This is a genomic window from Paraburkholderia xenovorans (assembly GCF_046030735.1).
Taxonomy (GTDB): domain Bacteria; phylum Pseudomonadota; class Gammaproteobacteria; order Burkholderiales; family Burkholderiaceae; genus Paraburkholderia; species Paraburkholderia xenovorans_A.
In genome coordinates this window covers 141,358-164,356 of the sequence record NZ_JAQQBV010000001.1, presented here as the reverse complement: position 1 = coordinate 164,356, position 22,999 = coordinate 141,358, and the positions used below count along the sequence as shown (strand labels likewise).

23 protein-coding genes are annotated in these 22,999 nt (G+C 64.9%); 15 read left to right on the top strand and 8 right to left on the bottom strand.

The window, feature by feature from the left end; translation table 11 throughout:
- Positions 1–78 precede the first annotated feature (78 nt).
- From PQQ51_RS00760 to PQQ51_RS00750, 3 genes are all read right to left on the bottom strand, one after another.
- Complete coding sequence (locus PQQ51_RS00760; RefSeq protein WP_408493965.1) at positions 79–768, bottom strand: helix-turn-helix domain-containing protein; 690 nt, start codon at positions 766–768, stop codon at positions 79–81.
- Between the two features lie 192 nt (positions 769–960).
- Positions 961–2,127 carry an MFS transporter gene (locus PQQ51_RS00755; RefSeq protein ID WP_408493964.1) on the bottom strand — a complete coding sequence of 389 codons (1,167 nt, stop codon included), beginning with the start codon at positions 2,125–2,127 and terminating at the stop codon, positions 961–963.
- Between the two features lie 23 nt (positions 2,128–2,150).
- Entirely contained in the window at positions 2,151–2,552 is a 402-nt protein-coding gene (locus tag PQQ51_RS00750) for a VOC family protein (protein WP_408493963.1), read from the bottom strand.
- A 146-nt stretch (positions 2,553–2,698) separates the two neighbouring features.
- Here PQQ51_RS00750 and PQQ51_RS00745 point away from each other — a divergent pair, with 146 nt between their 5' ends.
- From PQQ51_RS00745 to lnt, 7 genes are all read left to right on the top strand, one after another.
- Positions 2,699–3,673 (top strand): LysR family transcriptional regulator, encoded by a 975-nt coding sequence (locus tag PQQ51_RS00745; RefSeq protein WP_408493962.1) that lies wholly within the window; start codon positions 2,699–2,701, stop codon positions 3,671–3,673.
- 198 nt (positions 3,674–3,871) lie between these two features.
- Positions 3,872–5,245 carry a tRNA (N6-isopentenyl adenosine(37)-C2)-methylthiotransferase MiaB gene (miaB, locus tag PQQ51_RS00740; RefSeq protein WP_408493961.1) on the top strand — a complete coding sequence of 458 codons (1,374 nt, stop codon included), beginning with the start codon at positions 3,872–3,874 and terminating at the stop codon, positions 5,243–5,245.
- 34 nt (positions 5,246–5,279) lie between these two features.
- Positions 5,280–6,359 carry a PhoH family protein gene (locus PQQ51_RS00735; RefSeq protein WP_408493960.1) on the top strand — a complete coding sequence of 360 codons (1,080 nt, stop codon included), beginning with the start codon at positions 5,280–5,282 and terminating at the stop codon, positions 6,357–6,359.
- Between the two features lie 78 nt (positions 6,360–6,437).
- On the top strand, positions 6,438–6,908 hold the full coding sequence (ybeY, locus tag PQQ51_RS00730) for an rRNA maturation RNase YbeY (protein ID WP_408493958.1): 471 nt from the start codon (positions 6,438–6,440) through the stop codon (positions 6,906–6,908).
- A gap of 33 nt (positions 6,909–6,941) precedes the next feature.
- Positions 6,942–7,637 carry a gamma-glutamylcyclotransferase gene (locus PQQ51_RS00725; RefSeq protein ID WP_408493957.1) on the top strand — a complete coding sequence of 232 codons (696 nt, stop codon included), beginning with the start codon at positions 6,942–6,944 and terminating at the stop codon, positions 7,635–7,637.
- 297 nt (positions 7,638–7,934) lie between these two features.
- Complete coding sequence (locus PQQ51_RS00720; protein WP_201644024.1) at positions 7,935–8,828, top strand: CorC family transporter; 894 nt, start codon at positions 7,935–7,937, stop codon at positions 8,826–8,828.
- A 58-nt stretch (positions 8,829–8,886) separates the two neighbouring features.
- Complete coding sequence (gene lnt / locus PQQ51_RS00715) at positions 8,887–10,581, top strand: apolipoprotein N-acyltransferase (protein WP_408493956.1); 1,695 nt, start codon at positions 8,887–8,889, stop codon at positions 10,579–10,581.
- A 105-nt stretch (positions 10,582–10,686) separates the two neighbouring features.
- Here lnt and PQQ51_RS00710 read toward each other — a convergent pair whose 3' ends face one another.
- Positions 10,687–11,301 (bottom strand): glutathione S-transferase C-terminal domain-containing protein, encoded by a 615-nt coding sequence (locus tag PQQ51_RS00710; RefSeq protein WP_408493955.1) that lies wholly within the window; start codon positions 11,299–11,301, stop codon positions 10,687–10,689.
- A gap of 264 nt (positions 11,302–11,565) precedes the next feature.
- Between PQQ51_RS00710 and PQQ51_RS00705 the strand changes: the two genes are divergently transcribed.
- The 5 genes from PQQ51_RS00705 to purH all read left to right on the top strand — a co-directional run bounded on the left by PQQ51_RS00705 (position 11,566) and on the right by purH (position 17,335).
- A complete protein-coding gene (locus PQQ51_RS00705; RefSeq protein WP_408493954.1) occupies positions 11,566–12,972 on the top strand; it encodes an aminopeptidase P N-terminal domain-containing protein in 1,407 nt (468 codons plus the stop codon).
- 6 nt (positions 12,973–12,978) lie between these two features.
- Entirely contained in the window at positions 12,979–14,196 is a 1,218-nt protein-coding gene (locus PQQ51_RS00700; protein WP_408493953.1) for a UbiH/UbiF/VisC/COQ6 family ubiquinone biosynthesis hydroxylase, read from the top strand.
- Between the two features lie 230 nt (positions 14,197–14,426).
- The gene (dusB, locus tag PQQ51_RS00695) at positions 14,427–15,494 is read left to right on the top strand and encodes a tRNA dihydrouridine synthase DusB (protein ID WP_408493951.1); all 1,068 of its coding nucleotides are present in this window, start codon (positions 14,427–14,429) and stop codon (positions 15,492–15,494) included.
- The gene (locus PQQ51_RS00690) at positions 15,491–15,724 is read left to right on the top strand and encodes a Fis family transcriptional regulator (RefSeq protein ID WP_007180440.1); all 234 of its coding nucleotides are present in this window, start codon (positions 15,491–15,493) and stop codon (positions 15,722–15,724) included. Before dusB ends, PQQ51_RS00690 begins: the two co-directional genes overlap by 4 nt.
- 45 nt (positions 15,725–15,769) lie before the next feature.
- Positions 15,770–17,335, top strand: a complete 1,566-nt coding sequence (gene purH / locus PQQ51_RS00685) for a bifunctional phosphoribosylaminoimidazolecarboxamide formyltransferase/IMP cyclohydrolase (RefSeq protein ID WP_408493950.1) — start codon at positions 15,770–15,772, stop codon at positions 17,333–17,335.
- 131 nt (positions 17,336–17,466) lie between these two features.
- Here the strand turns inward: purH and PQQ51_RS00680 are convergent, their stop codons facing one another.
- Positions 17,467–17,706, bottom strand: coding sequence for a hypothetical protein (locus PQQ51_RS00680; RefSeq protein ID WP_408494282.1), 240 nt, complete (start codon positions 17,704–17,706; stop codon positions 17,467–17,469).
- Between the two features lie 214 nt (positions 17,707–17,920).
- Here PQQ51_RS00680 and ruvC point away from each other — a divergent pair, with 214 nt between their 5' ends.
- The 3 genes from ruvC to ruvB all read left to right on the top strand — a co-directional run bounded on the left by ruvC (position 17,921) and on the right by ruvB (position 20,360).
- A complete protein-coding gene (ruvC, locus tag PQQ51_RS00675) occupies positions 17,921–18,463 on the top strand; it encodes a crossover junction endodeoxyribonuclease RuvC (RefSeq protein ID WP_408493949.1) in 543 nt (180 codons plus the stop codon).
- Positions 18,464–18,604: 141 nt separating this feature from the next.
- Entirely contained in the window at positions 18,605–19,186 is a 582-nt protein-coding gene (gene ruvA, locus PQQ51_RS00670) for a Holliday junction branch migration protein RuvA (protein ID WP_408493947.1), read from the top strand.
- Positions 19,187–19,295: 109 nt separating this feature from the next.
- Positions 19,296–20,360, top strand: a complete 1,065-nt coding sequence (ruvB, locus tag PQQ51_RS00665) for a Holliday junction branch migration DNA helicase RuvB (RefSeq protein WP_408493946.1) — start codon at positions 19,296–19,298, stop codon at positions 20,358–20,360.
- 71 nt (positions 20,361–20,431) lie between these two features.
- Here ruvB and PQQ51_RS00660 read toward each other — a convergent pair whose 3' ends face one another.
- The 3 genes from PQQ51_RS00660 to tyrS form a co-directional block, all read right to left on the bottom strand.
- Positions 20,432–21,109, bottom strand: a complete 678-nt coding sequence (locus PQQ51_RS00660) for a histidine phosphatase family protein (protein WP_408493945.1) — start codon at positions 21,107–21,109, stop codon at positions 20,432–20,434.
- A 112-nt stretch (positions 21,110–21,221) separates the two neighbouring features.
- Entirely contained in the window at positions 21,222–21,680 is a 459-nt protein-coding gene (gene dtd / locus PQQ51_RS00655) for a D-aminoacyl-tRNA deacylase (RefSeq protein WP_408493943.1), read from the bottom strand.
- 34 nt (positions 21,681–21,714) lie between these two features.
- A complete protein-coding gene (gene tyrS / locus PQQ51_RS00650; protein WP_408493942.1) occupies positions 21,715–22,965 on the bottom strand; it encodes a tyrosine--tRNA ligase in 1,251 nt (416 codons plus the stop codon).
- Between the last annotated feature and the right edge of the window lie 34 nt (positions 22,966–22,999).

The following is a 22,999-nucleotide window of genomic DNA, read 5'->3' as shown; positions in this document are numbered from 1 at the left end:
GCAACCCATACTGATCAGGCGGACATCCCGGCGCTCAACACAGAACACCCGCGTGATAAACCTGTTTCGTCAAACTCGTCAAACCGGCGCAGCGGTACGCGCGACATCCTGCGGCGCGGGCACGTCCCAACGCGGCGGCGTTTCCGCTTTCAACGTCACGCGAAACGCGCGTGCTTCGGTGTCGCCGGGATTGCGCAGTGTGTGCGGCTGGTCGGCGTCGAATACGATCGCGTCGCCGGTGGCCAGCAATTGGCGCTGGTCGTGCACGCTGACTTCCAGCGTGCCTTCGCTCACCACCAGATTGACCGTGGTGCCCGGCGCGCGGCGCGTGCCGGCTTCGGTATGCAACGGCGCGATGCGCAGCTCGTGAAACTCGGCGACGGTCGGTTCGGCATCCGGATACAGCGGGCGGGCCGAGTAACGTCCATTCGCGCTGACGATGCGCGACGAACGCTCAGCCGGCAGATGCTCGAAGCCGTTCGTCGCGTGGCGGCGCAGAAATGCCGCCACCGACACCTTCAACGCGGCTGCGACCTTGCACAGCACCTTGATCGACGGCACGCTGCGCGCCGATTCGATTTGCGCGAGCATGGCCCGCGACACACCCGACGCACGGGCCAAAGCATCGAGCGACAACTGACGCTCGGCGCGCAAACGCGCGAGATTCACGCCGACCAGATGTTCGAGTGCATCGAAAGGTTCTGCGGCACGCGGCGACGCGTCGGCATCGGCTGCGGGATCGCGAACCAGCGCAAGCGGGGAATGCATGATTGCCTCCAGTAGCGCCGCCGAATGGCGGGGCAAGCGGTTAGTGGAAGCAAGATAGCATCGGGTCCCGCTGCGCCCAACGAAGTTATCTTCACACTGTTATCAGTATTGCGGAGGGCGATTCTGGCAATGCTTGTGCGAATTTTTCATAAGCGTTCGGAGCGCGCGCCCGCGCGCTCATCGCCACCAGCCTCACGCGCGCTGCGCCACCGTGGTTGCCGGCGCATCCGTACGGGCTGCGAACCACGTGAGCAGCAGCGCCGCCACGCTGACCGCCGCGGCCACCCACGGCAGCGTATCGAGCGCATAACCGTGGCCGATCACCAGACCGCCGAGCCACGCACCGCCCGCATTGCCGACGTTGAACGCGCCGATGTTCAGCGTCGAGGCCAGATTCGGCGCCTTCGCGGCCTTCTCGACCACGCGCATCTGCAACGGCGGCACGGTCGCGAAGGCCGCGATGCCCCACACGAAAATGGTGATCGCCGCGGCCACCTGCGAGTGGCTGGTGCGCGCGAAGATCGCCATCACCACCGCGAGCGCGACCAGAATGCCCATCAGCGAAGGCATCAGCGCGCGGTCCGCGAGCTTGCCGCCCACCGTATTGCCGATCGTCAAGCCGACGCCGAACAGCACCAGAATCAGCGTCACCCCGCGCGGCGAGAAACCGCTCACCTGTTCGAGAATCGGCGCGATATAGGTGAACACGACGAACACGCCGCCGAAGCCGAGCACTGTCATCGCGAGCGCGGTCCAGACTTGCGGATCCTTCAGCACGCGCACTTCGTGGCCAAGGCCGACGGGTCCGGCATCGTGACGATTCGGCACCAGCGCGGTCACGCCGAGCAGCGACACCACGCCGAACGCGCTGACGATCCAGAACGCCGCGCGCCAGCCGAACTCCTGGCCGATGAACGTGCCGAACGGCACGCCGAGCACGTTGGCGAGCGTCAGGCCGGTGAACATCAGCGCAATCGCGCTCGCGCGCTTTTCCGCCGGCACCAGCGACGCCGCCACCACCGCGCCGATCCCGAAGAACGAGCCGTGCGCGAACGAGGTGACCACGCGCGCGACCATCAGCACGGAATAGCTGGACGCAATCGCGCACAACGTATTGCCGACGATGAACACGCCCATCAGCAATTGCAACGCGAGCTTGCGCGGCATCCTGCTGGTGAGCACCGCGAGCAGCGGCGCGCCGACCGCGACGCCGAGCGCATAGCCGCTCACCAGCAAACCGGCCGACGGAATCGACACGGCCAGATCGTGCGCGACCTCGGGCAACAGGCCCATGATCACGAACTCGGTCGTGCCGATCGCGAAAGCGCTGATCGCCAGCGCAAGAAGTGGAATGGGCATCGTGTTTCTCCAGGTTCTGAAAGTTAAGCGTGTTGAGCGTGCTGCCGCGCCGTGACGAATTCGACGACGACACCCGGCGCGAGCGCGACGAACAGTTGCATCTGCGCTTCCTGCGGTCCCATTGGCGGCACGTCGGCGAGTTGGTAACGCGTGCCCGTCGCACGCAGGCGTTGCAGCAACGCCTGCCATTCGGCGGCGCTCGTGAGCCGGAACGCGATGTGGTCGATGCGAGGCGCAGTGCGTCCCACGTGCGCCGGCACGGTCGCGTCGACCAGATGAATCACCGCGCGGCCGTCCGCGTAGAGCCAGTAGCCGTCGATCGATAACGGCGGCCGCGCGCCCTCCTCCAGCGCCGCGACCTCGACGAAAAACCGTCGGGCGGTAGCAAGGTCGGCGGTGACGATCGTCGCGTGATCGAGTTGCATGGTGAGCTCCCCAAGGGCTTGCCTTGACGGCCGGGCGGCCTGAGGCAAAAAGGATTTCGAGGCACGCATTGTCGGCGGACGGCGCCAATTTGATAATTGGCGTAGCATTTGAAGCATTTTCAAATTCTGCTTGAAAGTCCAACACCATGGATAACCTCGGCGACATCCGGCTCTTTGTCGAAGCTGCGCAACAAGGCAGCCTGTCGGCGGCGGGCCGCAAGATGGGTTTGACGCCCGCCGCCGCCAGTGCGCGCCTCGCCAAGCTCGAAGCCGGCCTGAAAGCGCGGCTGTTCGAGCGCACCACCCGCCAGCTCCGGCTGACCGATGAGGGCCGTCTATACCTGAGTTGCTGCCGTCAGGCGCTGCAATCGCTCGACGACGCCGAAGCCGCGCTGCAAGCCGGCCAGGGCGTGGTGCGCGGCAAGGTGCGCGTGTCCGCGACGTCGGACTTCGGCCGCAACCTGCTGATGCACTGGCTCGACGAATTCAACGCGCACTATCCGGAGGTGACGTTCGCGCTGACCTTGTCGGACTCGCTCGCGAATCTGGTGCAGGAGGACATCGATCTCGCGATCCGCTTCGGCGTGCCGCAGGACAGCTCGCTGGTCGCCCGCAAACTGGCGCCGAACCGGCGCGTGCTGTGCGCGTCGCCGGATTACATTGCGCGCAAGGGGGAACCGGAAGACCCGCACGATCTGGCGAATTTCGACTGCATCGTGCTCGGCACCGCCTCCGGCATTGCGAACGAATGGCGCTTCACGCGTGGCGACGAGGTGCAGAACTACACGGTGCCGCTCGACGCCGCGCGCGAGACCAACGACGGCGCGGTAGCCCGCGAATGGGCGCTGCGCGGCTACGGGATCGTGATCAAGTCGATGTGGGACGTGGAAGCGGACCTGCGCGCCGACGGCCTGAAAATCCTGCTGCCCGAATGGCGTTATCCGGACGCGCCGCTGCACGCGCTGTACCACCGCAACCGCTTCATGGCGCCGCGCGTGCGCGTGCTGCTGGATTTTCTGAGCGAGCGTTTCGCGCAGGTGTCGGGCGAACTGGAAAGCTTGCTGGGCTTGCCGTCGCAAGCGCCGTCGGCGCGCGGCGCGGCGAAAACCGCATCGTCATGAAGGGCTATAATGTCGAGCTATGCTGCAAACCCGCTTCGGCAGGGTTGTCGGGCAAGGTCGCCGAACCTGAAAGCGCCGTTGAATGGCCACCCCGGCCGCCCTCGGCCAATCGCGGCTGTCCCGTACACCGCCCGCAAGCGCAGTCCCTCTTCACCTTTTAAGACGCCCCCAGGTAACCACTGCGACCGGCGAAAATCGATGACCAAGAAAGTTTATGTAAAGACCTTTGGCTGCCAGATGAACGAGTACGACTCCGACAAGATGGTCGACGTACTCGGCGCGGCCGAAGGACTCGTCAAGACGGATACGCCTGAAGACGCGGACGTCATTCTGTTCAATACCTGCTCGGTGCGCGAAAAGGCTCAGGAGAAAGTGTTCTCCGACCTCGGCCGCGTGCGCGAACTGAAAGAAGCGAATCCGGACCTGATCATCGGCGTCGGCGGTTGCGTGGCGAGTCAGGAAGGCGCGGCGATCGTTGCGCGCGCACCGTATGTGGATCTGGTGTTCGGCCCGCAAACGCTGCACCGTCTGCCGCAAATGATCGACCAGCGCCGCGCGAGCGGCCGCGCGCAAGTCGACATCTCGTTCCCCGAAATCGAAAAGTTCGACCATCTGCCGCCGGCGCGCGTCGACGGCCCGAGCGCGTTCGTATCGATCATGGAAGGCTGCAGCAAGTATTGCAGCTACTGCGTCGTGCCCTACACGCGCGGTGAAGAAGTATCCCGCCCGCTCGACGACGTGCTGACCGAAATCGCCGGCCTCGCCGACCAGGGCGTGCGCGAAGTCACGCTGCTCGGTCAGAACGTGAATGCGTACCGCGCCGGCATCACGCTCGGCTCGACCGAAATCGCCGACTTCGCGCAACTGATCGAGTACGTCGCGGATATTCCGGGCATCGAACGGATTCGCTACACCACGTCGCATCCGAAGGAATTCACGCAGCGCCTGATCGACACCTACGCGAAGGTGCCCAAGCTCGTCAGCCATTTGCATCTGCCGGTGCAGCACGGCTCCGACCGCATTCTGATGGCGATGAAGCGCGGCTACACGGTGCTCGAATACAAGTCGGTGATCCGCAAGCTGCGGGCGATCCGCCCCGATCTGTCGCTGTCCACGGATATGATCGTCGGCTTCCCCGGCGAAACGGAAGAAGACTTCGACAAGATGATGGCGCTGGTGCACGACATGCAATACGACACCAGCTTCTCGTTCATCTACAGCCCGCGTCCCGGCACGCCCGCCGCGAATCTGCACGACGACACGCCGCGCGACGTGAAGCTCAAACGCCTGCAGCATCTGCAAGCCACGATCGAAGAAAACGTGCAGCGCATCAGCGATTCGATGGTCGGCAAGGTCGAGCGGATTCTGGTCGAACGCCCGGCGCGCAAAGACCCGAACGAGCTTGCGGGCCGCACCGAAAACAACCGCGTGGTGAATTTCCCGGCGCCGCTCGCGTCGCACGCGCGGCTGATCGGTCAGATGGTGGACGTGAAAATCGTCCATGCGTACCCACATTCGCTGCGTGGCGAACTCGTGCTGGTTCACGACGACGCAACCGCCGCGACCCATTAAGCTGTATCGAAACCGACAGGATCGATCCACCGCCTTGAAGACCACTCAGCAGCATCTGGAATTCACCGCACCGCGCGAAGACAACGCGCGGCTCGCCAACCTCTGCGGCCCGCTCGACGAAAATCTGCGGCAGATCGAGCAGGCGCTCGACGTGACGCTGCAACGCCGCGGCCACCGCATCACGATCCGCGGGCGCGGCGCGAAACTCGCGCTCACCGCGCTCGAAAAGTTCTACGACAACTCGCAGAAGCCGTTGTCGGTCGACGACATCCAGCTCGCGCTCGTCGAAGTGCGTCAGCCGGCCCGGCCTCGCGCAAATGGCAACGGCAACGGTAATGGCACGGAAGCGCCGGATCCGCGTTTCCCCGGCAATCCGGACCACCCGTTCGACCAGCCGGCCGACAGCGCCGACGACGACCTCGCGGAACTCGGCCCGAAGCTGTACACGCGGCGCGCCGATCTGCGCGGCCGCACGCCGGCGCAACGTGAGTATCTGAAGCAGATCATCGCGCACGACGTGACCTTCGGCATCGGCCCGGCGGGCACGGGTAAAACGTATCTGGCGGTGGCTTGCGCGGTGGATGCGCTCGAACGCGACCAGGTCAAGCGCATCGTGCTGACACGGCCGGCCGTCGAAGCGGGCGAGCGCCTCGGTTTCCTGCCGGGCGATCTGGCGCAGAAGGTCGATCCGTATCTGCGTCCGCTCTACGACGCGCTGTACGACCTGCTCGGCTTCGACAAAACCGCGAAGATGTTCGAGCGGCAGATGATCGAAATCGCGCCGCTCGCGTACATGCGCGGCCGCACGCTGAATCACGCGTTCATCATCCTCGACGAGGCGCAGAACACCACGCCCGAACAGATGAAAATGTTCCTGACGCGGATCGGCTTCGGCTCGAAGGCGGTGGTCACCGGCGACACGACCCAGGTCGACTTGCCGCGCGGCCACAAGAGCGGCCTGATCGAAGCGCAGCAGGTGCTTGCGGACGTGCGCGGCATCGCGCTCACGCGTTTTACCAGCGCAGACGTGGTGCGGCATCCGCTAGTGGCGCGAATCGTGGAGGCATACGATGCGCATTCGCAGAAAACCGCCAATCCCGCGGATTCGCGCTAGGCGGCACGGTTGAACCGCAACGCCGGAACGAAGCATCAGAAACCAGGCTTTGAAAACGAAGCACCCCAGCGATCACGCATGAGCCGCATTCCGAAACTGACGTTGAATCTGCAATTTCCCGCTGCCAGGGCCTGGCCGGAACACAAGGCGCTGCTGCCGCGCACCACCGTGGCCGGCTGGATCAAGGCGGCGCTGTTCGCGGACGGCGAACTGACCGTGCGTTTCGTCGACGCCGAAGAAGGCCGCACGCTGAACCGCACCTATCGCGGCAAGGATTACGCCACCAACGTGCTGACTTTCGCGTACGCCGAATCGGAAGACGATCCGGTGACGGGCGACCTGATCCTGTGCTGTCCTGTGGTGGAAAAAGAAGCCGCCGAGCAGCGCAAGCCGCTGCTTGCGCATTACGCGCATCTGCTGGTGCACGGCACGCTGCACGCGCAGGGCTACGACCACGAGGTCGAAGAAGAAGCCGAGGAAATGGAAGCGCTCGAAACCGAAATCCTCGGCAAGCTCGGTTTTCCCGATCCGTATCAGCAACCGTCGTAACCGTCCTCAACTCAACACACGTCAGAAGCCACCGTGAGCACCTTTTCCGCCGACGCCGACGCCGATGCCGATGCCAACAACCGCCCGCCCTGCCCGGACTACCCACCGGCGCTCGGCGAATCGCGGCTGCTGACAGACGAAGAGTTGCGCGCGTCGCTCGATTGCACGTTGCGCGACTGGGATCGCCAGAGCGATCTGTGGCTGTTCGGCTATGGCTCGCTGATCTGGAACCCCGGCCTGCCGACCGTCGAAGCGACCCGCTCCAAAGTGCACGGCTATCACCGCGGGCTGTATCTGTGGTCGCGCGTGAATCGCGGCACGCCCGAACAGCCGGGCCTCGTGCTCGCGCTCGATCGCGGCGGCTCGTGCACCGGCATCGCGTTCCGTCTTTCCGCGCAGGGCGCGATGCCGCATCTGGACGCGCTGTGGCGCCGTGAAATGGCGATGGGTTCGTACCGCCCGGCGTGGCTGCCGTGCGTGCTCGCCGACGGCCGCCGGGTCGACGCGCTCGCGTTCGTGATGCGCCGCGACGTGCCGACCTACACCGGCAAGCTGCGCGACGACGTGGTCAAGACCGTGTTCGGCTGCGCGTGCGGCCGCTACGGCACCACGCTGGATTACGTGAGCCGCACCGTGCATGCGCTGCGCGAAAGCGGGATGCCGGACCGGGCGCTGGAAGCGCTGCTCGAGCGGTGTCATGCGGAAAGCCGCGAGGCCGCGCGGAAATAGCGGCGGCTACCAACGCAGCTATGGCGCAACCGCGAGCCGACCGCGACGTATCCCCACCGCTGACGCCGACAGCACCGCCAAAGCCAACGCCACGCCACCACCGCCGCCGCGCTTTTTTGCTCCACAACGCTTTTCCGCGCGTAATCAGTTAGGATTGACCCACGCCACGCCCACGCGGCTGGGCGTTTTCACCCTGCGTCACCCATCGCCCAGCCCGGCGGGACACGGTCCTGCCATGTGCCTGGTGTATCCTTAATGCTCTGCAACAGCGCGCCCAGTCTCGCCGGGCGCACTAACATGAACGACACGTATCCCAGTCGACGACAAACCGACAAACCGCAGGAAAAGCGCTCACTCCTCGAGCGTCTGACCGACTTCATCTCGCCCGAGCCCGACTCGCGCGCCGAACTTCTGGAAATTCTGCAGGACGCGCACGAACGCAACCTGATCGATGCCGACTCGCTGTCGATGATCGAAGGCGTGTTCCAGGTGTCCGAACTCAGCGCCCGCGACATCATGGTGCCGCGCGCACAAATGGACGCGATCAACATCGCGGACAATCCCGCCGAATTCATCCCGTACGTGCTTGAAAAAGCGCACTCGCGCTACCCGGTGTTCGAAGGCAATCGCGACAACATCATCGGCGTACTGCTCGCGAAAGACCTGCTGCGCTACTACGCCGAAGAAGAATTCGACGTGCGCGGCATGCTGCGCCCGGCCGTCTTCATTCCGGAATCGAAACGCCTGAACGTGCTGCTGCACGACTTCCGCGTGAATCGCAATCACCTCGCCGTGGTGGTCGACGAATACGGCGGCGTGGCCGGCCTGATCACGATCGAAGACGTGCTGGAACAGATCGTCGGCGATATCGAAGACGAATACGACTTCGACGAGGAAAGCGGCAACATCATCGCGTCGCCGGACGGCCGTTTCCGCGTGCGCGCGTTGACCGAGATCGAACAGTTCAATGAGGCATTCGGCACGCATTATTCCGACGACGAAGTCGACACGATCGGCGGCCTCGTCACGCATCATTTCGGGCGTGTGCCGCATCGCGGTGAAAAAGTCCGTCTCGACGATCTGATCTTCGAAATTCTGCGCGGCGACGCCCGCCAGATTCACATGCTGCTGGTGCGCCGCGATCCGCTCGCCGGTCAGCGCGAGCGTGAAGCGCAGCACGTGCAAACCTGAGCGTCGTCATTTCGCTTTCTCAATCGCCTTTTCAACTCCTCACGCCGACCGCGCAACAATGGCCGACCCGATAACTTCCCGTTCGCGCCGCGGCGTGAGTGACGCCACCTCTGCGACCCTCGCGATCCTCCCGACGCGTGGCCGCGCGCTGCCGCGCTGGCACTACCTCGTCGCACTGGCCGCCGGTGCGGCCAACACGCTGTCGTTCGCGCCGACGCCGCACGGCGGCTGGCTCGAGATTGCGATCTTCGCGTTCTTCTTCGCGTGGCTCACGCGCACCACCAGCTGGAAAAGCGCCGCGCTGACGGGCGGCGCTTTCGGCTTCGGCAACTTCGTCACCGGCGTGTGGTGGCTGTACGTCAGCATGCATGATTACGGCGGCATGGCCGCGCCGCTAGCGGGCGCGGCGGTGGTGCTGTTCTCGCTTTATCTGGCGATTTATCCGGCTCTCGCTGCGGGCGTGTGGTCGTTCTGCGCCGGACACGCGCGCAATGGCGCATTCGACGACAACACACCGTTTTCACCGACCTGGCACGGCGCGCTCGCGTTCGCCAGCGCGTGGGCGCTCGGCGAATGGCTACGCGGCTTCGTATTCACCGGCTTTCCGTGGCTCGCAAGCGGTTATGCGCAGGTGGACGGTCCGCTGGCCGGTTTCGCGCCGGTCGCGGGCGTGTACGGGGTCGGCTGGATGCTGGCGCTGGTCGCCGCGCTGATCGTGCAGGCACTGCACCGCGTGCGCGAACCGATCAGCGCCGCCAACGACGCGAAGCGCGGCACACGTGTCGCGGTGCCGGCGCTGGCGGTGCTCGCGCTGATCGCGGCGGGCCTGCTACTGCCGCTCGCGCAATGGACGACGCCCGCCAACGCGCCGTTGACCGTGCGCCTGCTGCAAGGCAACGTCAAACAGGAAATGAAGTTCGAAGAAGCCGGCATGCGTGCCGCGATCGACCAGTTCCAGCAGATGATCACGTCGAAGCCCGCCGACCTGATCGTCACGCCGGAAACCGCGATCCCGGTGCTCGCGCAGCAATTGCCGCCGCAGTTCGCACAGGCGGTGCGCAACTTCTCGGACACGACCGGCAGCGCGGTGATATTCGGCGCGATCGGCGGCACGATCACGCCGGAAGGCCAGGTCACCGATTACACGAACAGCCTGTTCGGCGTGACGCCCGGCACGCGCGACATCTATCGCTACGACAAGCACCACCTCGTGCCGTTCGGCGAATTCGTGCCGTGGGGATTCCGCTGGTTCGTGAATCTGATGAACATTCCGCTCGGCGATTTCGCGCGCGGTGCGCCGGTGCAGAAGCCGTTCATCGTGCACAACCAGCCGGTGTCGGTCGACATCTGCTATGAGGACATTTTCGGCGAGGAAATCGCGCGGAACATCCGCGAAAGCTCGACGCCCGCAGGCGTGCTGGTCAACTCGACCAACCTCGCATGGTTCGGCGACACGATCGCCTTGGACCAGCATCTGCAGATCGCCCGGATGCGTTCGCTGGAAACCGGCCGGCCGATGCTGCGCGCGACGAACACCGGCATGACCGCCGCGATCGACGCGAGCGGCAAGGTGATCGGCCGCTTGACGCCGTACACGATCGGCTCGCTCGACGTGACGGTGCAAGGCACCACCGGCAACACGCCGTATGTGACGAGCGGCAACAACACGGTGCTGGCGGTTTCGTTGCTGCTGCTGGCGTTCGGTTTTGCGTTCGGGCCGGGGATCACACGGCGCGCGAACGGCAAACAGTAACGTGCAGTCGAGCCGGGGAAATTCCGGCTCAAAATGAAAAACGCGCGCTCCGGGCAATCCGGTGCGCGCGTTTTTCATATCGGGCAACGCGTTACGTTCAGACGCTCAATCCGTCGGCACCGTATCGATAAACGACTGCCGCAGCGACAGCTTCTGGAAGTGTTTGTCCAGATTCGGATGCGGCTCGCGCCAGTTCAACTCCGGCATGCGGAAATCGAGGTAGCCGAGCGCGCAACCCAGTGCGATATCGGCCAACGTGTAGTGATTGCCCGCGCACCACGTCTTGCTGCCCAGACCTTGCGACATCGCGATCAACGCTTCGTCGATCTTGCGCTGCTGCCGCGCGATCCACGCATCCACGCGATGTTCGGGCGCGCGCTGCGTGCCTTCGAGACGGATCAGCACAGCCGCGTCCAGAATGCCGTCGGCGAGCGCCTCCCAGCAGCGCACTTCGACGCGCTCGCGCCCCGACTGCGGAATCAGCTTGCCGACCGGCGACAGCGTATCCACGTACTCGCAGATTACCCTCGAATCGAACACGGCCTCGCCGTCTTCCATCACGAGGCACGGCACCTTGCCAAGCGGATTGAAAGTGTGGATAGAAGTGTCCGGCGCCCAGACGTTCTCGAGCACCAGTTCGTAGTCGATCCTCTTGTCGGCCAGCACGATCCGCGCTTTACGAACGAACGGGCTGGCGAGCGCACCGATGAGTTTCATCATTCCATCTGCCTCTTTTTGAATTCGGCGAAAGTATAAGTGCCTGGCGCGCTCGCGAGTGCGGCGCCGCCGCTTCGCGAGCCGCTTGAGCGCTCGCTGTGGATGGATTGCAACATTGCCGCGTCGCTTCTTCGCCGTCTAGCCGGCCGAATGGCCAAAGCGGCCGCGCCCACGCCGCGCAATCGCGCCGCCGGCTTTCATCGGCACCGTCTTTACTCCCAGTATCCGCGGAAAATAAGTCCTCTCATTGGGCGCTACAATCGCACGATGAACCAGCCGACCGAACCCACCATCGCCATCGACGTTTACCGCAAGCGCCGCGAGCGCGTGCTCGCCGCGCTGCGCGCCGCGGGCGGCGGCGTCGCCATCGTCCCGACCGCGCCGGAAAAGCTGCGCAACCGCGACGCCGATTATCCGTACCGGCATGACAGCTACTTCTACTATCTGACCGGCTTCACCGAGCCCGACGCGCTGCTGGTGCTCGACGCCAGCGCTGCGCCCGACGAGCCGGCCGCCGTGCTGTTCTGCCGCGAGAAAAACGTCGAACGCGAGACGTGGGAAGGCGTCCGCTTCGGGCCGGAAGGCGCGCGCGACGCGTTCGGCTTCGACGCCGCGTTCGCCATCGGCGAAATCGACGTGCAGGTGCCGCGGCTGCTGGCCGACAAACCGGCGCTGCACTATGCGCTGGGTGCGTCGTCGGAACTGGACGCGCAGGTGCGAGGCTGGCTCGACGCGGTGCGCGCGCAGAGCCGCGGCGGTGTGGCCGCGCCGGCCGCCGCGCGCGATCTGATCCCATTGCTCGACGACCTGCGCCTCTTCAAGGACGACCACGAACTCGCGATCATGCGCCGCGCCGGCCAGATCTCCGCACAAGCGCATCGTCGCGCGATGGCGGCCTGCCACCCCGGCGTGCGCGAATACGAACTCGAAGCGGAACTGCTGTACACGTTCCGCAAGTTCGGCGCGCAGGCGCCGGCCTACACGTCGATCGTCGCGGCAGGCGCGAACGCGTGCGTGCTGCACTACCCGGCCGGCAACGCGATCGCGCAGGACGGCGACCTGATTCTGATCGACGCGGCGTGCGAGCTCGACGGCTACGCGTCCGACATCACCCGAACCTTCCCCGCCAGTGGCCGCTTCACGCCGGCGCAGCGCGAGCTGTACGACATCGTGCTGGCCGCGCAGCAGGCCGCCGTCGACGCGACGCGCCCCGGCGCCACCTTCGACGATCCGCACCAGGCGGCCGTGCGCGTGCTGTCGCAAGGCTTGCTGGACACAGGCATCGTCGACCGCACGAAATTCGCGTCGGTCGACGACGTGATCGCCGAGCGCGCGTACGCGCCGTTCTACATGCACCGCACGGGCCACTGGCTCGGCATGGATGTGCACGACGTGGGCGACTACCGCGAGCGCGGCGCGCCGCGCGACGAAGCGGGTGCGCTGCCGTGGCGCACGCTGCAGGCGTCGATGACATTGACCATCGAGCCCGGCCTGTACGTCCGGCCGACCGAAGGCGTGCCCGAGCGCTACTGGAACATCGGCATCCGTATCGAAGACGACGCGATCGTCACGCCGGGCGGCTGCGAACTGATCACCCGCGATGTGCCGGTGGCCGCAAGCGAGATCGAGGCGCTGATGCAGGAAGCCCGCGCGGCCCATGAAACAAGGAAGTAATCCGCAATGAACGATGTCTCCCCGTCGACGGTGATTCTGAAACCCGCCGCGTCCGATCAATCCTTCGATTTCGACGTGACGATCGTCGGCGCCGGCCCGGTTGGGCTCGCGCTGGCCGGCTGGCTCGCGCGCCGCAGCGCGACCGCGCCGCTGAAGATCGCGCTAATCGACGCGCGCGAGCCGGAAGATTCGATCGCCGATCCGCGCGCGATCGCCGTGTCGCACGGCAGCCGGATGATCCTCGAACCGCTGCGCTGGCCCGCCGACGCCACCGCGATCGAGCGCATCCACGTGTCGCAGCGCGGCCATTTTGGCCGCACGCTGATCGATCACAAGGAGCACGATTTGCCGGCGCTCGGTTACGTGTTGCGCTACGGCTCGATCGTGCACGGGCTTGCCGAGGCGGTGCACGCCACGTCCGTGCACTGGTTTCGTTCCACGTCGGCCGCGGCGCCGGTTCAGGACCACGACGGCGTCACGCTGCCGATCGACACCGCCGGGGTCACGCGCACGCTGCGCACCCGAATTCTGGTGAATGCCGAGGGCGGCCTGTTCGGCGATCAGGGCAAGACCGGCGAGCGCGACTCGCGTGACTACGGGCAAACCGCGCTGGTCGGCACGGTCACCGTGTCGGCGCCGCGGCCGCACGTGGCGTGGGAGCGCTTCACGTCGCAAGGGCCGATCGCGCTGTTGCCGATGGGCGGCGTGCGCGGCGCGAATTACGCGCTGGTCTGGTGCTGCGCGCCCGACGAAGCCGCGCGCCGCGCGCAGCTTCCGGACGAAGCGTTGCTCGCCGAACTCGGCGCCGCGTTCGGCGACCGGATGGGCCGCTTTACCGGGATCAACGGACGCGCCTCGTTCCCGCTCGGTCTGAACGCGGTCGATACGCTGGTGAAGGGTCGCGTGGTCGCGATCGGCAACGCGGCGCAAACGCTGCATCCGGTGGCCGGCCAGGGTCTGAATCTCGGTCTGCGCGATGCGCACGCGCTCGTCGACGCGCTGTCGACCGAAGGCCCGACACCGCTCGCGCTGGCGAGTTTTGCGCAACGCCGCGCGTTGGACCGGCGTCTGACGATCGGTGCGACCGACACGCTCGCACGCCTTTTCACGATCGATTTCCCGCCGTTGGCGCTCGTGCGCGGACTTGCGCTCACCGCGCTCGAATTCCTGCCGCCGGTGAAAACCGCGCTCGCCCGCCAGATGATGTTCGGCCAACGCCGCTAAACGGCGCCGCCGGCCCGCTCGCGTCGCCGTCACGTTGCATGAAGGTTGACGCGAGCCGCACCGAACCGCTTCTATGAAAACAGCCACTTTCATAGAAGATTTAATGAGTTACGACAGACTCTAGTCGGGTGCCGGCTAGCCGTTAACGCTAAAATAGCGGTTTTCCCTCGCATTTCGCGAACGCTCCGATTGACAGCCTCTGAACAATCGGTCGCGCGCGCGTCCACGTCATGCCCACTCTCGGCTCCCACAATCTGCGTAATAACCTGTTCGTCGCGCCCATGGCCGGCGTGACCGACCGGCCGTTCCGCCAGCTGTGCAAACGGCTTGGCGCGGGCTATGCGGTGTCGGAAATGGTGGCGTCGAACGCGCAGTTGTGGAAAAGCGAAAAGACCATGCGGCGCGCGAACCACACCGGCGAGGTCGAACCGATCGCGGTGCAGATCGCCGGCGCCGATCCCGCAATGATGGCCGAGGCCGCTCGCTACAACGTGGCGAACGGCGCGCAGATCATCGACATCAACATGGGCTGTCCGGCCAAGAAAGTCTGCAACGTGGCGGCCGGCTCGGCGCTGTTGCAGAACGAGCCGCTCGTACAGCGCATCGTCGAGGCGGTAGTGGGCGCGGTGGGCGTCGGACCGGATGCCGTGCCGGTCACGCTGAAGATCCGCACCGGCTGGAATCGCGAGAACAAAAACGCGTTGGCGGTCGCGCGCCTCGCCGAAGCCGCCGGCATCTCGATGCTGACCGTGCACGGCCGCACGCGCGCCGACCTGTATCACGGCGACGCCGAATACGACACCATCGCCGCCGTCAAAGCGGCGGCGCGCATTCCGGTGGTCGCCAACGGCGACATCACGTCGCCGCAAAAAGCCCGCGAAGTACTTGCCGCGACCGGCGCCGACGCGATCATGATCGGCCGCGCCGCGCAGGGCCGCCCGTGGCTGTTCCGCGAGATCGAGCATTTCCTGCAAACGGGCGAGTTGCTGCCGCCGCCGCGCATCGACGAAATCCAGCAGGTGATGAACGAGCATCTCGAAGATCACTACGCGTTCTACGGCGAATTTACCGGCGTGCGCACTGCGCGCAAGCACATCGGCTGGTACACTCGCGGCCTTTCTGGCGCCAACACGTTCCGGCATCGCATGAATACGCTGGACACCACGCGCGAACAACTCCTCGCCGTCAACGAGTTCTTCGACGCCCAAAAGGCGATCTCAGACCGCCTCGTCTATGTCGACGAAACGCTCAACAAGAACGACGGTGAGCCGGACCATACCGACCGACTAGCAGCATGAGCAAGAACAATATCGAACAATCTGTCCGCGACAGCCTGGGCATGTACTTCCAGGATCTCGACGGCTCCAATCCGCACGACGTCTACGACATGGTCATTTCATGCGTGGAAAAACCCCTGCTCGAAGTGGTGCTCGAGCAGGCCGGCGGCAATCAGTCGCTGGCCGCCGAGTATCTCGGCATCAACCGCAATACGCTGCGCAAGAAGCTGCAACAGCACGGTTTGTTGTAATTTCTGGCGCCCTGCCACGTTTCCCTTCGGCTATTCGTCTTCATCATGATCAAGCAAGCGCTCATCTCTGTTTCCGACAAGTCCGGCATCGTCGACTTCGCCAAGTCGCTGTCGGACCTCGGCGTCAAGATCCTGTCGACCGGCGGCACCGCGAAACTGCTCGCGGACGCGGGTCTGTCCGTCACCGAGGTCGCCGACTACACGGGCTTCCCGGAAATGCTGGACGGGCGCGTGAAAACGCTGCATCCGAAGGTGCACGGCGGCATTCTTGCGCGCCGCGACCTGCCGGAACACATGGCAGCGCTTGAGAAGCACGACATCCCGACGATCGACCTGCTGGTCGTGAATCTGTACCCGTTCGTGCAGACCGTGTCGAAAGAAGAGTGCTCGCTGGAAGACGCGATCGAGAACATCGACATCGGCGGCCCGACCATGCTGCGCTCCGCCGCGAAGAATCATCGCGACGTGACCGTGGTGGTCGATCCGGCGGATTACGCAGTCGTGCTCGACGAAATGCGCGCGAACGCGAACGCGGTGTCGTACAAGACCAACTTCCGTCTGGCCACCAAGGTGTTCGCGCACACCGCGCAGTACGACGGCGCGATCACGAACTACCTGACCAGCCTGACCGACGAACTGCAGCACGCGTCGCGCAATGCTTACCCGGCCACCTTCAACCTGGCGTTCAACAAGGTGCAGGATTTGCGCTACGGCGAAAACCCGCATCAGAGCGCCGCGTTTTACCGCGACCTCGCGGTGCCGGCGGGCGCACTGGCGAACTACCACCAGTTGCAAGGCAAGGAACTGTCGTACAACAACATCGCGGACTCCGACGCAGCGTGGGAATGCGTGAAGACCTTCGACGTGCCGGCCTGCGTGATCGTCAAGCATGCGAATCCGTGCGGCGTGGCAGTGGGCGCGGACGCGAACGAAGCCTATGCGAAGGCGCTCCAGACCGACCCGACCTCGGCGTTCGGCGGCATCATCGCGTTCAACCGCGAAGTGGACGAAGCCACTGCGCAAGCTGTGGCCAGGCAGTTCGTCGAAGTGCTGATCGCACCGTCGTTCAGCGCGGCGGCTCGCCAGGTGTTCACGGCGAAGCAGAACGTGCGTCTGCTCGAAATCGCGTTGGGCGAAGGCCATAACGCGTTCGATCTGAAGCGTGTGGGCGGCGGTCTGCTCGTGCAGTCGCTCGATTCGAAGAACGTGCAGCCGCGCGAATTGCGCGTGGTCACCAAGCGTCACCCGACGCCGAAGGAAATGGACGATCTGCTGTTCGCATGGCGCGTCGCGAAGTACGTGAAGTCGAACGCGATCGTGTTCTGCGGCAACGGCATGACGCTCGGCGTGGGCGCGGGCCAGATGAGCCGTGTGGACTCGGCGCGCATCGCGAGCATCAAGGCGCAGAACGCCGGTTTGACGCTGACGGGTTCGGCGGTAGCGTCGGATGCGTTCTTCCCGTTCCGCGACGGCCTCGACGTGGTGGTGGCCGCAGGCGCGACCTGTGTGATCCAGCCGGGCGGCTCGATGCGCGACGACGAAGTGGTCAGCGCCGCGGACGAGCACAATATCGCGATGGTGTTGACCGGCGTGCGTCACTTCCGGCATTGATTTGATTTGCGGCACGCGGGTGGTGCGGGTGTTACGCAGCATTCGTTGAAACTGGCTTGCGGTGAAACGGCCTGGCGGAGATTCCGTCGGGCCGTTTTGTTTTTGAGCCTGGGCTTTGGACGACGCCGCGCTCAGTCCTCCGGCTCCTTGCGTTCATAACCGCCGCTGACGTCCGCGTGCTGGCTGATGTAGGTGCTGAGCCCCTGCCCTCGCTGGGCAAGACGCTTGAGTATGGCGACATGTTTTGCGCCGACGCTCGCCGCTGTGTACCAATACGTGACGCCAGGTCTGAAGCGAACCGCGACGAAGTCGTCGCCGATCTCGTAGGCCACGACGCCTGAGTCGCCGCGGAGATTCCGATAGCGCTCCATCAGCGATTCCTCCGGTTGCGCCTGTTGCGCCAGTTGCGCCAGTTGCACCTGTTGCGCGTGATGCCGTCCGCTGCGCCGGTCCCGCTACATTGCCCCCTGTTCCGCCCAAACCACAGCAGTTTTTATTCCCCGCCCGCGCGCCACGCCGCCCGCCGCATGACGCGTTCGTTGTAGTATCGCAAGCACCCAGTTTCTACCGCACGTGCGGCACCTCATGAGAATTCTCGGCATCGACCCCGGCTTGCGCGTGACCGGCTTCGGCGTGATCGATCAGCACGGCCATAAGCTCAGCTACGTCGCGAGCGGCACGATCAAAACCGCCGACGCCGATCTGCCGTCGCGTCTCGGCACCATCTTCGAAGGCATTTCGACGCTGATCCGCCTGCACTCGCCCGACCAGTCTGCGATCGAAAAAGTGTTCGTCAACGTAAATCCGCAGTCCACGCTGCTGCTCGGTCAGGCGCGCGGCGCGGCGATCTGCGGCCTGGTCGCGGGCGGCGTGCCGGTGGCCGAGTACACGGCGCTGCAATTGAAGCAGGCAGTGGTCGGTTATGGCCGCGCCACCAAGGAACAGATGCAGCAGATGGTGGTGCGCCTGCTGAACCTCTCGGGCGTTCCCGGCAGCGACGCCGCCGACGCGCTCGGCATGGCGATCTGCCACGCGCACGGCGGCGGCACGCTGAGCACGCTCGGCGGCATCGCGCCTTCGCTCGCGAAAAAGGGACTACGCGTGCGGCGCGGACGCCTGGTTGGATAGGCGCGCCAACGCAGCGCTTTTGCGCGCGTTGCCGCTTCCTCGCGAGCGTCGCCAGAAAGTGTCGACCCTCCCCCCGTACGCCGCGCCACTCCGCTCACCTGCTGCGCTACACTCGCCCTTTCTCTCACGATTGAATCCGCCATGATCGGTCGCATTGCCGGCGTTCTGCTGGAAAAAAACCCGCCGCATCTGCTCGTCGACTGCAACGGCGTCGGTTACGAAGTCGACGTGCCGATGAGCACGTTCTACAACCTGCCGTCGACTGGCGAGCGCGTCGTGCTGCTCACGCAAATGATCGTGCGCGAAGACGCGCACCTGCTCTACGGCTTCGGCACCGCCGACGAACGCATGACCTTCCGCGAATTGCTGAAGATCAGCGGGATCGGCGCTCGCATGGCGCTGGCGGTGCTGTCGGGCATGAGCGTGGGCGAACTCGCGCAAACCGTGACGATGCAGGACGCGGCGCGGCTCACACGCGTACCGGGCATCGGCAAGAAAACGGCGGAGCGGCTGCTCCTCGAACTGAAGGGCAAGATCGGCGCCGACCTGGGCGCGATGGCCGGTGCAGCGTCGGCTTCCGACCACGCGTCCGACATCCTGAATGCATTGCTCGCATTGGGTTACTCCGAGAAAGAAGCATTGGCGGCCGTCAAGAACGTGCCGGCCGGCACCGGCGTTTCCGAGGGCATCAAGCTCGCGCTGAAGGCATTGTCCAAAGGCTGACGTTCAGGCCTTGCGCGCCGTGGGATAAAGCTTCGCACACCGCGACGCGCCGCGCACCCTGGCCGTTCGGCCGAGTTTCGCAACGAGGCGGGCGCGGTACAATGCACGGATGATCGAAACCGACAAACTCGCCGCCGAGCGCATCATCGCGGCCACGCCCGTGTCGCCGAACGAAGAAGCGTTCGAGCGCGCGTTGCGCCCGCGCCAGCTCGAAGAATATGTCGGGCAGGAAAAAGTGCGCGGCCAGTTGGAAATCTTCATCGAGGCCGCCAAGCGCCGCTCCGAATCGCTCGATCACGTGCTGTTGTTCGGGCCGCCGGGTCTCGGCAAAACCACGCTCGCGCACATCATCGCGCGTGAAATGGGCGTCAATCTGCGGCAAACCTCAGGGCCGGTGCTCGAACGCGCGGGCGACCTCGCCGCGCTGCTCACCAATCTCGAAGCCAACGACGTGCTATTCATCGACGAAATCCATCGGCTCTCGCCGGTCGTCGAAGAAATTCTGTATCCGGCGCTAGAGGATTATCAGATCGACATCATGATCGGCGAAGGACCGGCCGCGCGCAGCGTGAAGCTGGATCTGCAACCGTTCACGCTGGTCGGCGCGACCACTCGCGCAGGCATGCTGACCAATCCGTTGCGCGACCGTTTCGGTATCGTCGCGCGCCTCGAGTTTTACAACGCCGAGGAACTGGCGCGCATCGTCACGCGCTCGGCGTCGTTGCTGAATGCGCAGATTCACCCGGACGGCGCATTCGAAATCGCCAAGCGCGCGCGCGGCACGCCGCGGATCGCGAACCGGCTGCTACGCCGCGTGCGCGATTTCGCCGAGGTGAAAGCCGACGGCAACATCACCGCGCAAGTGGCTGACGCGGCGCTCAAAATGCTCGACGTGGACGCGGTCGGCTTCGACCTGATGGACCGCAAGCTGCTCGAGGCAATCCTGCACAAGTTCGACGGCGGCCCGGTCGGCGTCGACAATCTGGCGGCGGCTATCGGCGAAGAGCGCGACACGATCGAAGACGTGCTCGAACCGTATCTGATCCAGCAGGGCTTCTTGCAGCGCACGCCGCGTGGTCGCGTCGCCACGCTGCTGACCTATCGGCATTTCGGCCTTGCCGCACCGGATGCTTCCAGCACGCTGCCGAGTTTGTGGGATTCGGCGGCGACCTGAGCTGAGTTGCGAGAAGTGCCAGGCGTGACGCGTGAAGCGCCCTGCCTTCACGCGAATGAAATCGGCAGCGCTTAACGCCCCGGCTCCGGGACCTTCTTGAAACTGTCGTCGGCACTCGGCGCGTCGAGATGCGACACGTCCGCCCATGAGACGATCGTCGCGCTGTGCGCGTCGTCCGCATAGTCGACCACATTCACACTCGTATTCAGCAACGCGTAATCGCGCGGCGCATCGAGCGACAAGCCAGCCGCGAAACGGCGTACGCAATCCAGCACTCCACCATGTGCGACAACCGCAATCCGCCCGCCAGGATGCGCGGCCACCAGTGGCTCGATCGCATGCAGCACGCGGTGATACAGCGTGCGTTGCGATTCGCCGTCGGGCGGCGCAAAGCCCGCATCGCGCGTTTGCCAGTGTGCGTATTCATCCGGAAAGCGAATCGCGATCTCGTCGCTGTCGTGGCCCTGAAACGCTCCGTACGAACGCTCGCGCAGACCTTCACGCAATTGCAGCGGCAAACCGAGCGCATCGGCAATGGGTTGCGCGGTTTGCTGCGCGCGTTGCAGATCGCTCGAATAAATCGCATCGAGCCGCGCGCCTTCCTTAGCCTCCCGCGCGATGCGGCGCGCAAGGCACTGAGCCTGCTCGAGACCGCTCGTTGCGAGTGGAATATCGATGTGACCTTGAATGCGCTTGATGCGATTCCAGTCGGTTTCGCCGTGACGGATGAACAGGATCTGCGTGGTCATGGAAGGAGAGGGGGCGCCATTCGCCGGTTGTGCCGAGCCGCCATTGTCGCAAAAACGGCTGAAGGGAGTGGAGCACTGCGTCGCGAGCGCTTGCAGCAACGCGGCCCGAATCTCAGGCGTTCGTCTGCAACCAGAAGGTGACCGGCCCGTCGTTGACGAGCGACACCTGCATATCGGCGCCGAACTCGCCTGTCTCGACGATCGGATGCTTTGCCCGCGCCGCCGAAACGAAGTAGTCGAACAGACGCTTGCCCTCGTCGGGGGGCGCAGCCGGCGTAAAGCTGGGACGCAAGCCGCTATTCGTGTCCGCGGCCAGCGTGAACTGCGAGACGAGCAGCAGACCGCCCGCCTGTCCCGCGCCGTCGAGGTTCTGCACGGAGAGATTCATCTTGCCGGCCGCGTCGCTGAACACGCGGTAGCCGAGCACTTTCGCGAGCAGCTTGTCCGCCGCCGCCTCGGTATCGCCGCGCTCGGCGCAAACGAGCGCGAGCAGGCCCGCTTCGATCGCGCCGGTGACGCGTTCGCCCACCCGCACTTCAGCGCGCCGCACGCGCTGGATCAGCGCGATCATCGGCTCGATTCCGCTGCGGGTACTGGCTTCAGCTTCATGCGGTCAACGTGACGCGCGCGAAGCGACGCTTGCCGACCTGCACCACGTATTCGCCGGCCTCGATCTTCAGGCCCTTGTCGGACACGGTCGCGCCGTCGATCTTCACGCCGCCCTGCTCGATGTTGCGCGCCGCCTCGCTCGTCGACGGCACGAGGTTCGCCTGCTTGAGCAACTGGCCGATGGCGAGCGGTGCGCCCGCGAGCGTGACCGACGGAATGTCGTCCGGCACGCCGCCCTTCGCACGATGGTTGAAGTCTTCGAGCGCGCGCTCGGCGTCGGCTTGCGAGTGAAAACGCGCGACGATTTCCTGGCCGAGCATCACCTTGAAATCGCGCGGATTGCGACCGGCTTCGATTTCCTTTTTGAAGCCGGCGATCTCGTCCATCGGACGGAACGACAGCAGTTCGAAGTAACGCCACATCAGCACGTCGGAGATGCTCATCAGCTTGCCGAACATGTCCGTCGGCTTTTCGCTGATGCCGATGTAGTTGTGCTTCGACTTCGACATTTTCTCGACGCCGTCGAGCCCTTCCAGCAGCGGCATCGTCAGGATGCACTGCTGTTCCTGACCGTACTGCTTCTGCAACTCGCGGCCCACCAGCAGGTTGAACTTCTGATCGGTGCCGCCGAGTTCGAGGTCCGCATTGAGCGCGACCGAGTCGTAGCCCTGCATCAGCGGGTACAGGAATTCGTGGATCGAGATCGGCTGGCCGTTCTGATAACGCTTGGTGAAATCCTCGCGTTCGAGAATGCGCGCCACCGTGTAGCGCGATGCGAGCTTGATCATGCCGTCGGCGCCGAGCGGCATCGACCATTCGCTGTTGTAGCGGATCTCGGTCTTTTCGCGGTCGAGCACGAGTGCGGCCTGCTCGAAATACGTCTTCGCATTCGACTCGATCTGCTCGCGCGTGAGCGGCGGACGCGTCGCGTTACGGCCCGACGGGTCGCCGATCAGCGACGTGAAATCGCCGATCAGGAAAATCACCGTGTGGCCGAGGTCCTGCAACTGACGCATCTTGTTCAGCACGACCGTGTGGCCGATGTGGATGTCAGGCGCGGTCGGATCGAGCCCGAGCTTGATGCGCAGCGGCGTGCCGGTCGCCTGGCTCTTCGCGAGCTTTTGCGCGAATTCGTCCTCGATCAGCAATTCGTCGACGCCGCGTTTGGTGACTGCGAGCGCGTGACGAACTTCGTCGGTGATCGGGAGGGCGGAAGCGGGGTTCGGCTTGTTGGACTCGGTGCTCATGCTGGAAACGTGAAGTCGCGAAAAAAGAGATTGT

Coding starts and splice junctions, on each gene's coding strand:
- PQQ51_RS00760 (WP_408493965.1), bottom strand. CDS start 768: ATGCATTCCCCGCTTGCGCTGGTTCGCGATCCCGCAGCCGATGCCGAC.
- PQQ51_RS00755 (WP_408493964.1), bottom strand. CDS start 2,127: ATGCCCATTCCACTTCTTGCGCTGGCGATCAGCGCTTTCGCGATCGGC.
- PQQ51_RS00750 (WP_408493963.1), bottom strand. CDS start 2,552: ATGCAACTCGATCACGCGACGATCGTCACCGCCGACCTTGCTACCGCC.
- PQQ51_RS00745 (WP_408493962.1), top strand. CDS start 2,699: ATGGATAACCTCGGCGACATCCGGCTCTTTGTCGAAGCTGCGCAACAA.
- miaB (WP_408493961.1), top strand. CDS start 3,872: ATGACCAAGAAAGTTTATGTAAAGACCTTTGGCTGCCAGATGAACGAG.
- ybeY (WP_408493958.1), top strand. CDS start 6,438: ATGAGCCGCATTCCGAAACTGACGTTGAATCTGCAATTTCCCGCTGCC.
- PQQ51_RS00720 (WP_201644024.1), top strand. CDS start 7,935: ATGAACGACACGTATCCCAGTCGACGACAAACCGACAAACCGCAGGAA.
- lnt (WP_408493956.1), top strand. CDS start 8,887: ATGGCCGACCCGATAACTTCCCGTTCGCGCCGCGGCGTGAGTGACGCC.
- PQQ51_RS00710 (WP_408493955.1), bottom strand. CDS start 11,301: ATGATGAAACTCATCGGTGCGCTCGCCAGCCCGTTCGTTCGTAAAGCG.
- PQQ51_RS00705 (WP_408493954.1), top strand. CDS start 11,566: ATGAACCAGCCGACCGAACCCACCATCGCCATCGACGTTTACCGCAAG.
- PQQ51_RS00700 (WP_408493953.1), top strand. CDS start 12,979: ATGAACGATGTCTCCCCGTCGACGGTGATTCTGAAACCCGCCGCGTCC.
- dusB (WP_408493951.1), top strand. CDS start 14,427: ATGCCCACTCTCGGCTCCCACAATCTGCGTAATAACCTGTTCGTCGCG.
- PQQ51_RS00690 (WP_007180440.1), top strand. CDS start 15,491: ATGAGCAAGAACAATATCGAACAATCTGTCCGCGACAGCCTGGGCATG.
- purH (WP_408493950.1), top strand. CDS start 15,770: ATGATCAAGCAAGCGCTCATCTCTGTTTCCGACAAGTCCGGCATCGTC.
- PQQ51_RS00680 (WP_408494282.1), bottom strand. CDS start 17,706: ATGGAGCGCTATCGGAATCTCCGCGGCGACTCAGGCGTCGTGGCCTAC.
- ruvC (WP_408493949.1), top strand. CDS start 17,921: ATGAGAATTCTCGGCATCGACCCCGGCTTGCGCGTGACCGGCTTCGGC.
- ruvA (WP_408493947.1), top strand. CDS start 18,605: ATGATCGGTCGCATTGCCGGCGTTCTGCTGGAAAAAAACCCGCCGCAT.
- ruvB (WP_408493946.1), top strand. CDS start 19,296: ATGATCGAAACCGACAAACTCGCCGCCGAGCGCATCATCGCGGCCACG.
- PQQ51_RS00660 (WP_408493945.1), bottom strand. CDS start 21,109: ATGACCACGCAGATCCTGTTCATCCGTCACGGCGAAACCGACTGGAAT.
- dtd (WP_408493943.1), bottom strand. CDS start 21,680: ATGATCGCGCTGATCCAGCGCGTGCGGCGCGCTGAAGTGCGGGTGGGC.
- tyrS (WP_408493942.1), bottom strand. CDS start 22,965: ATGAGCACCGAGTCCAACAAGCCGAACCCCGCTTCCGCCCTCCCGATC.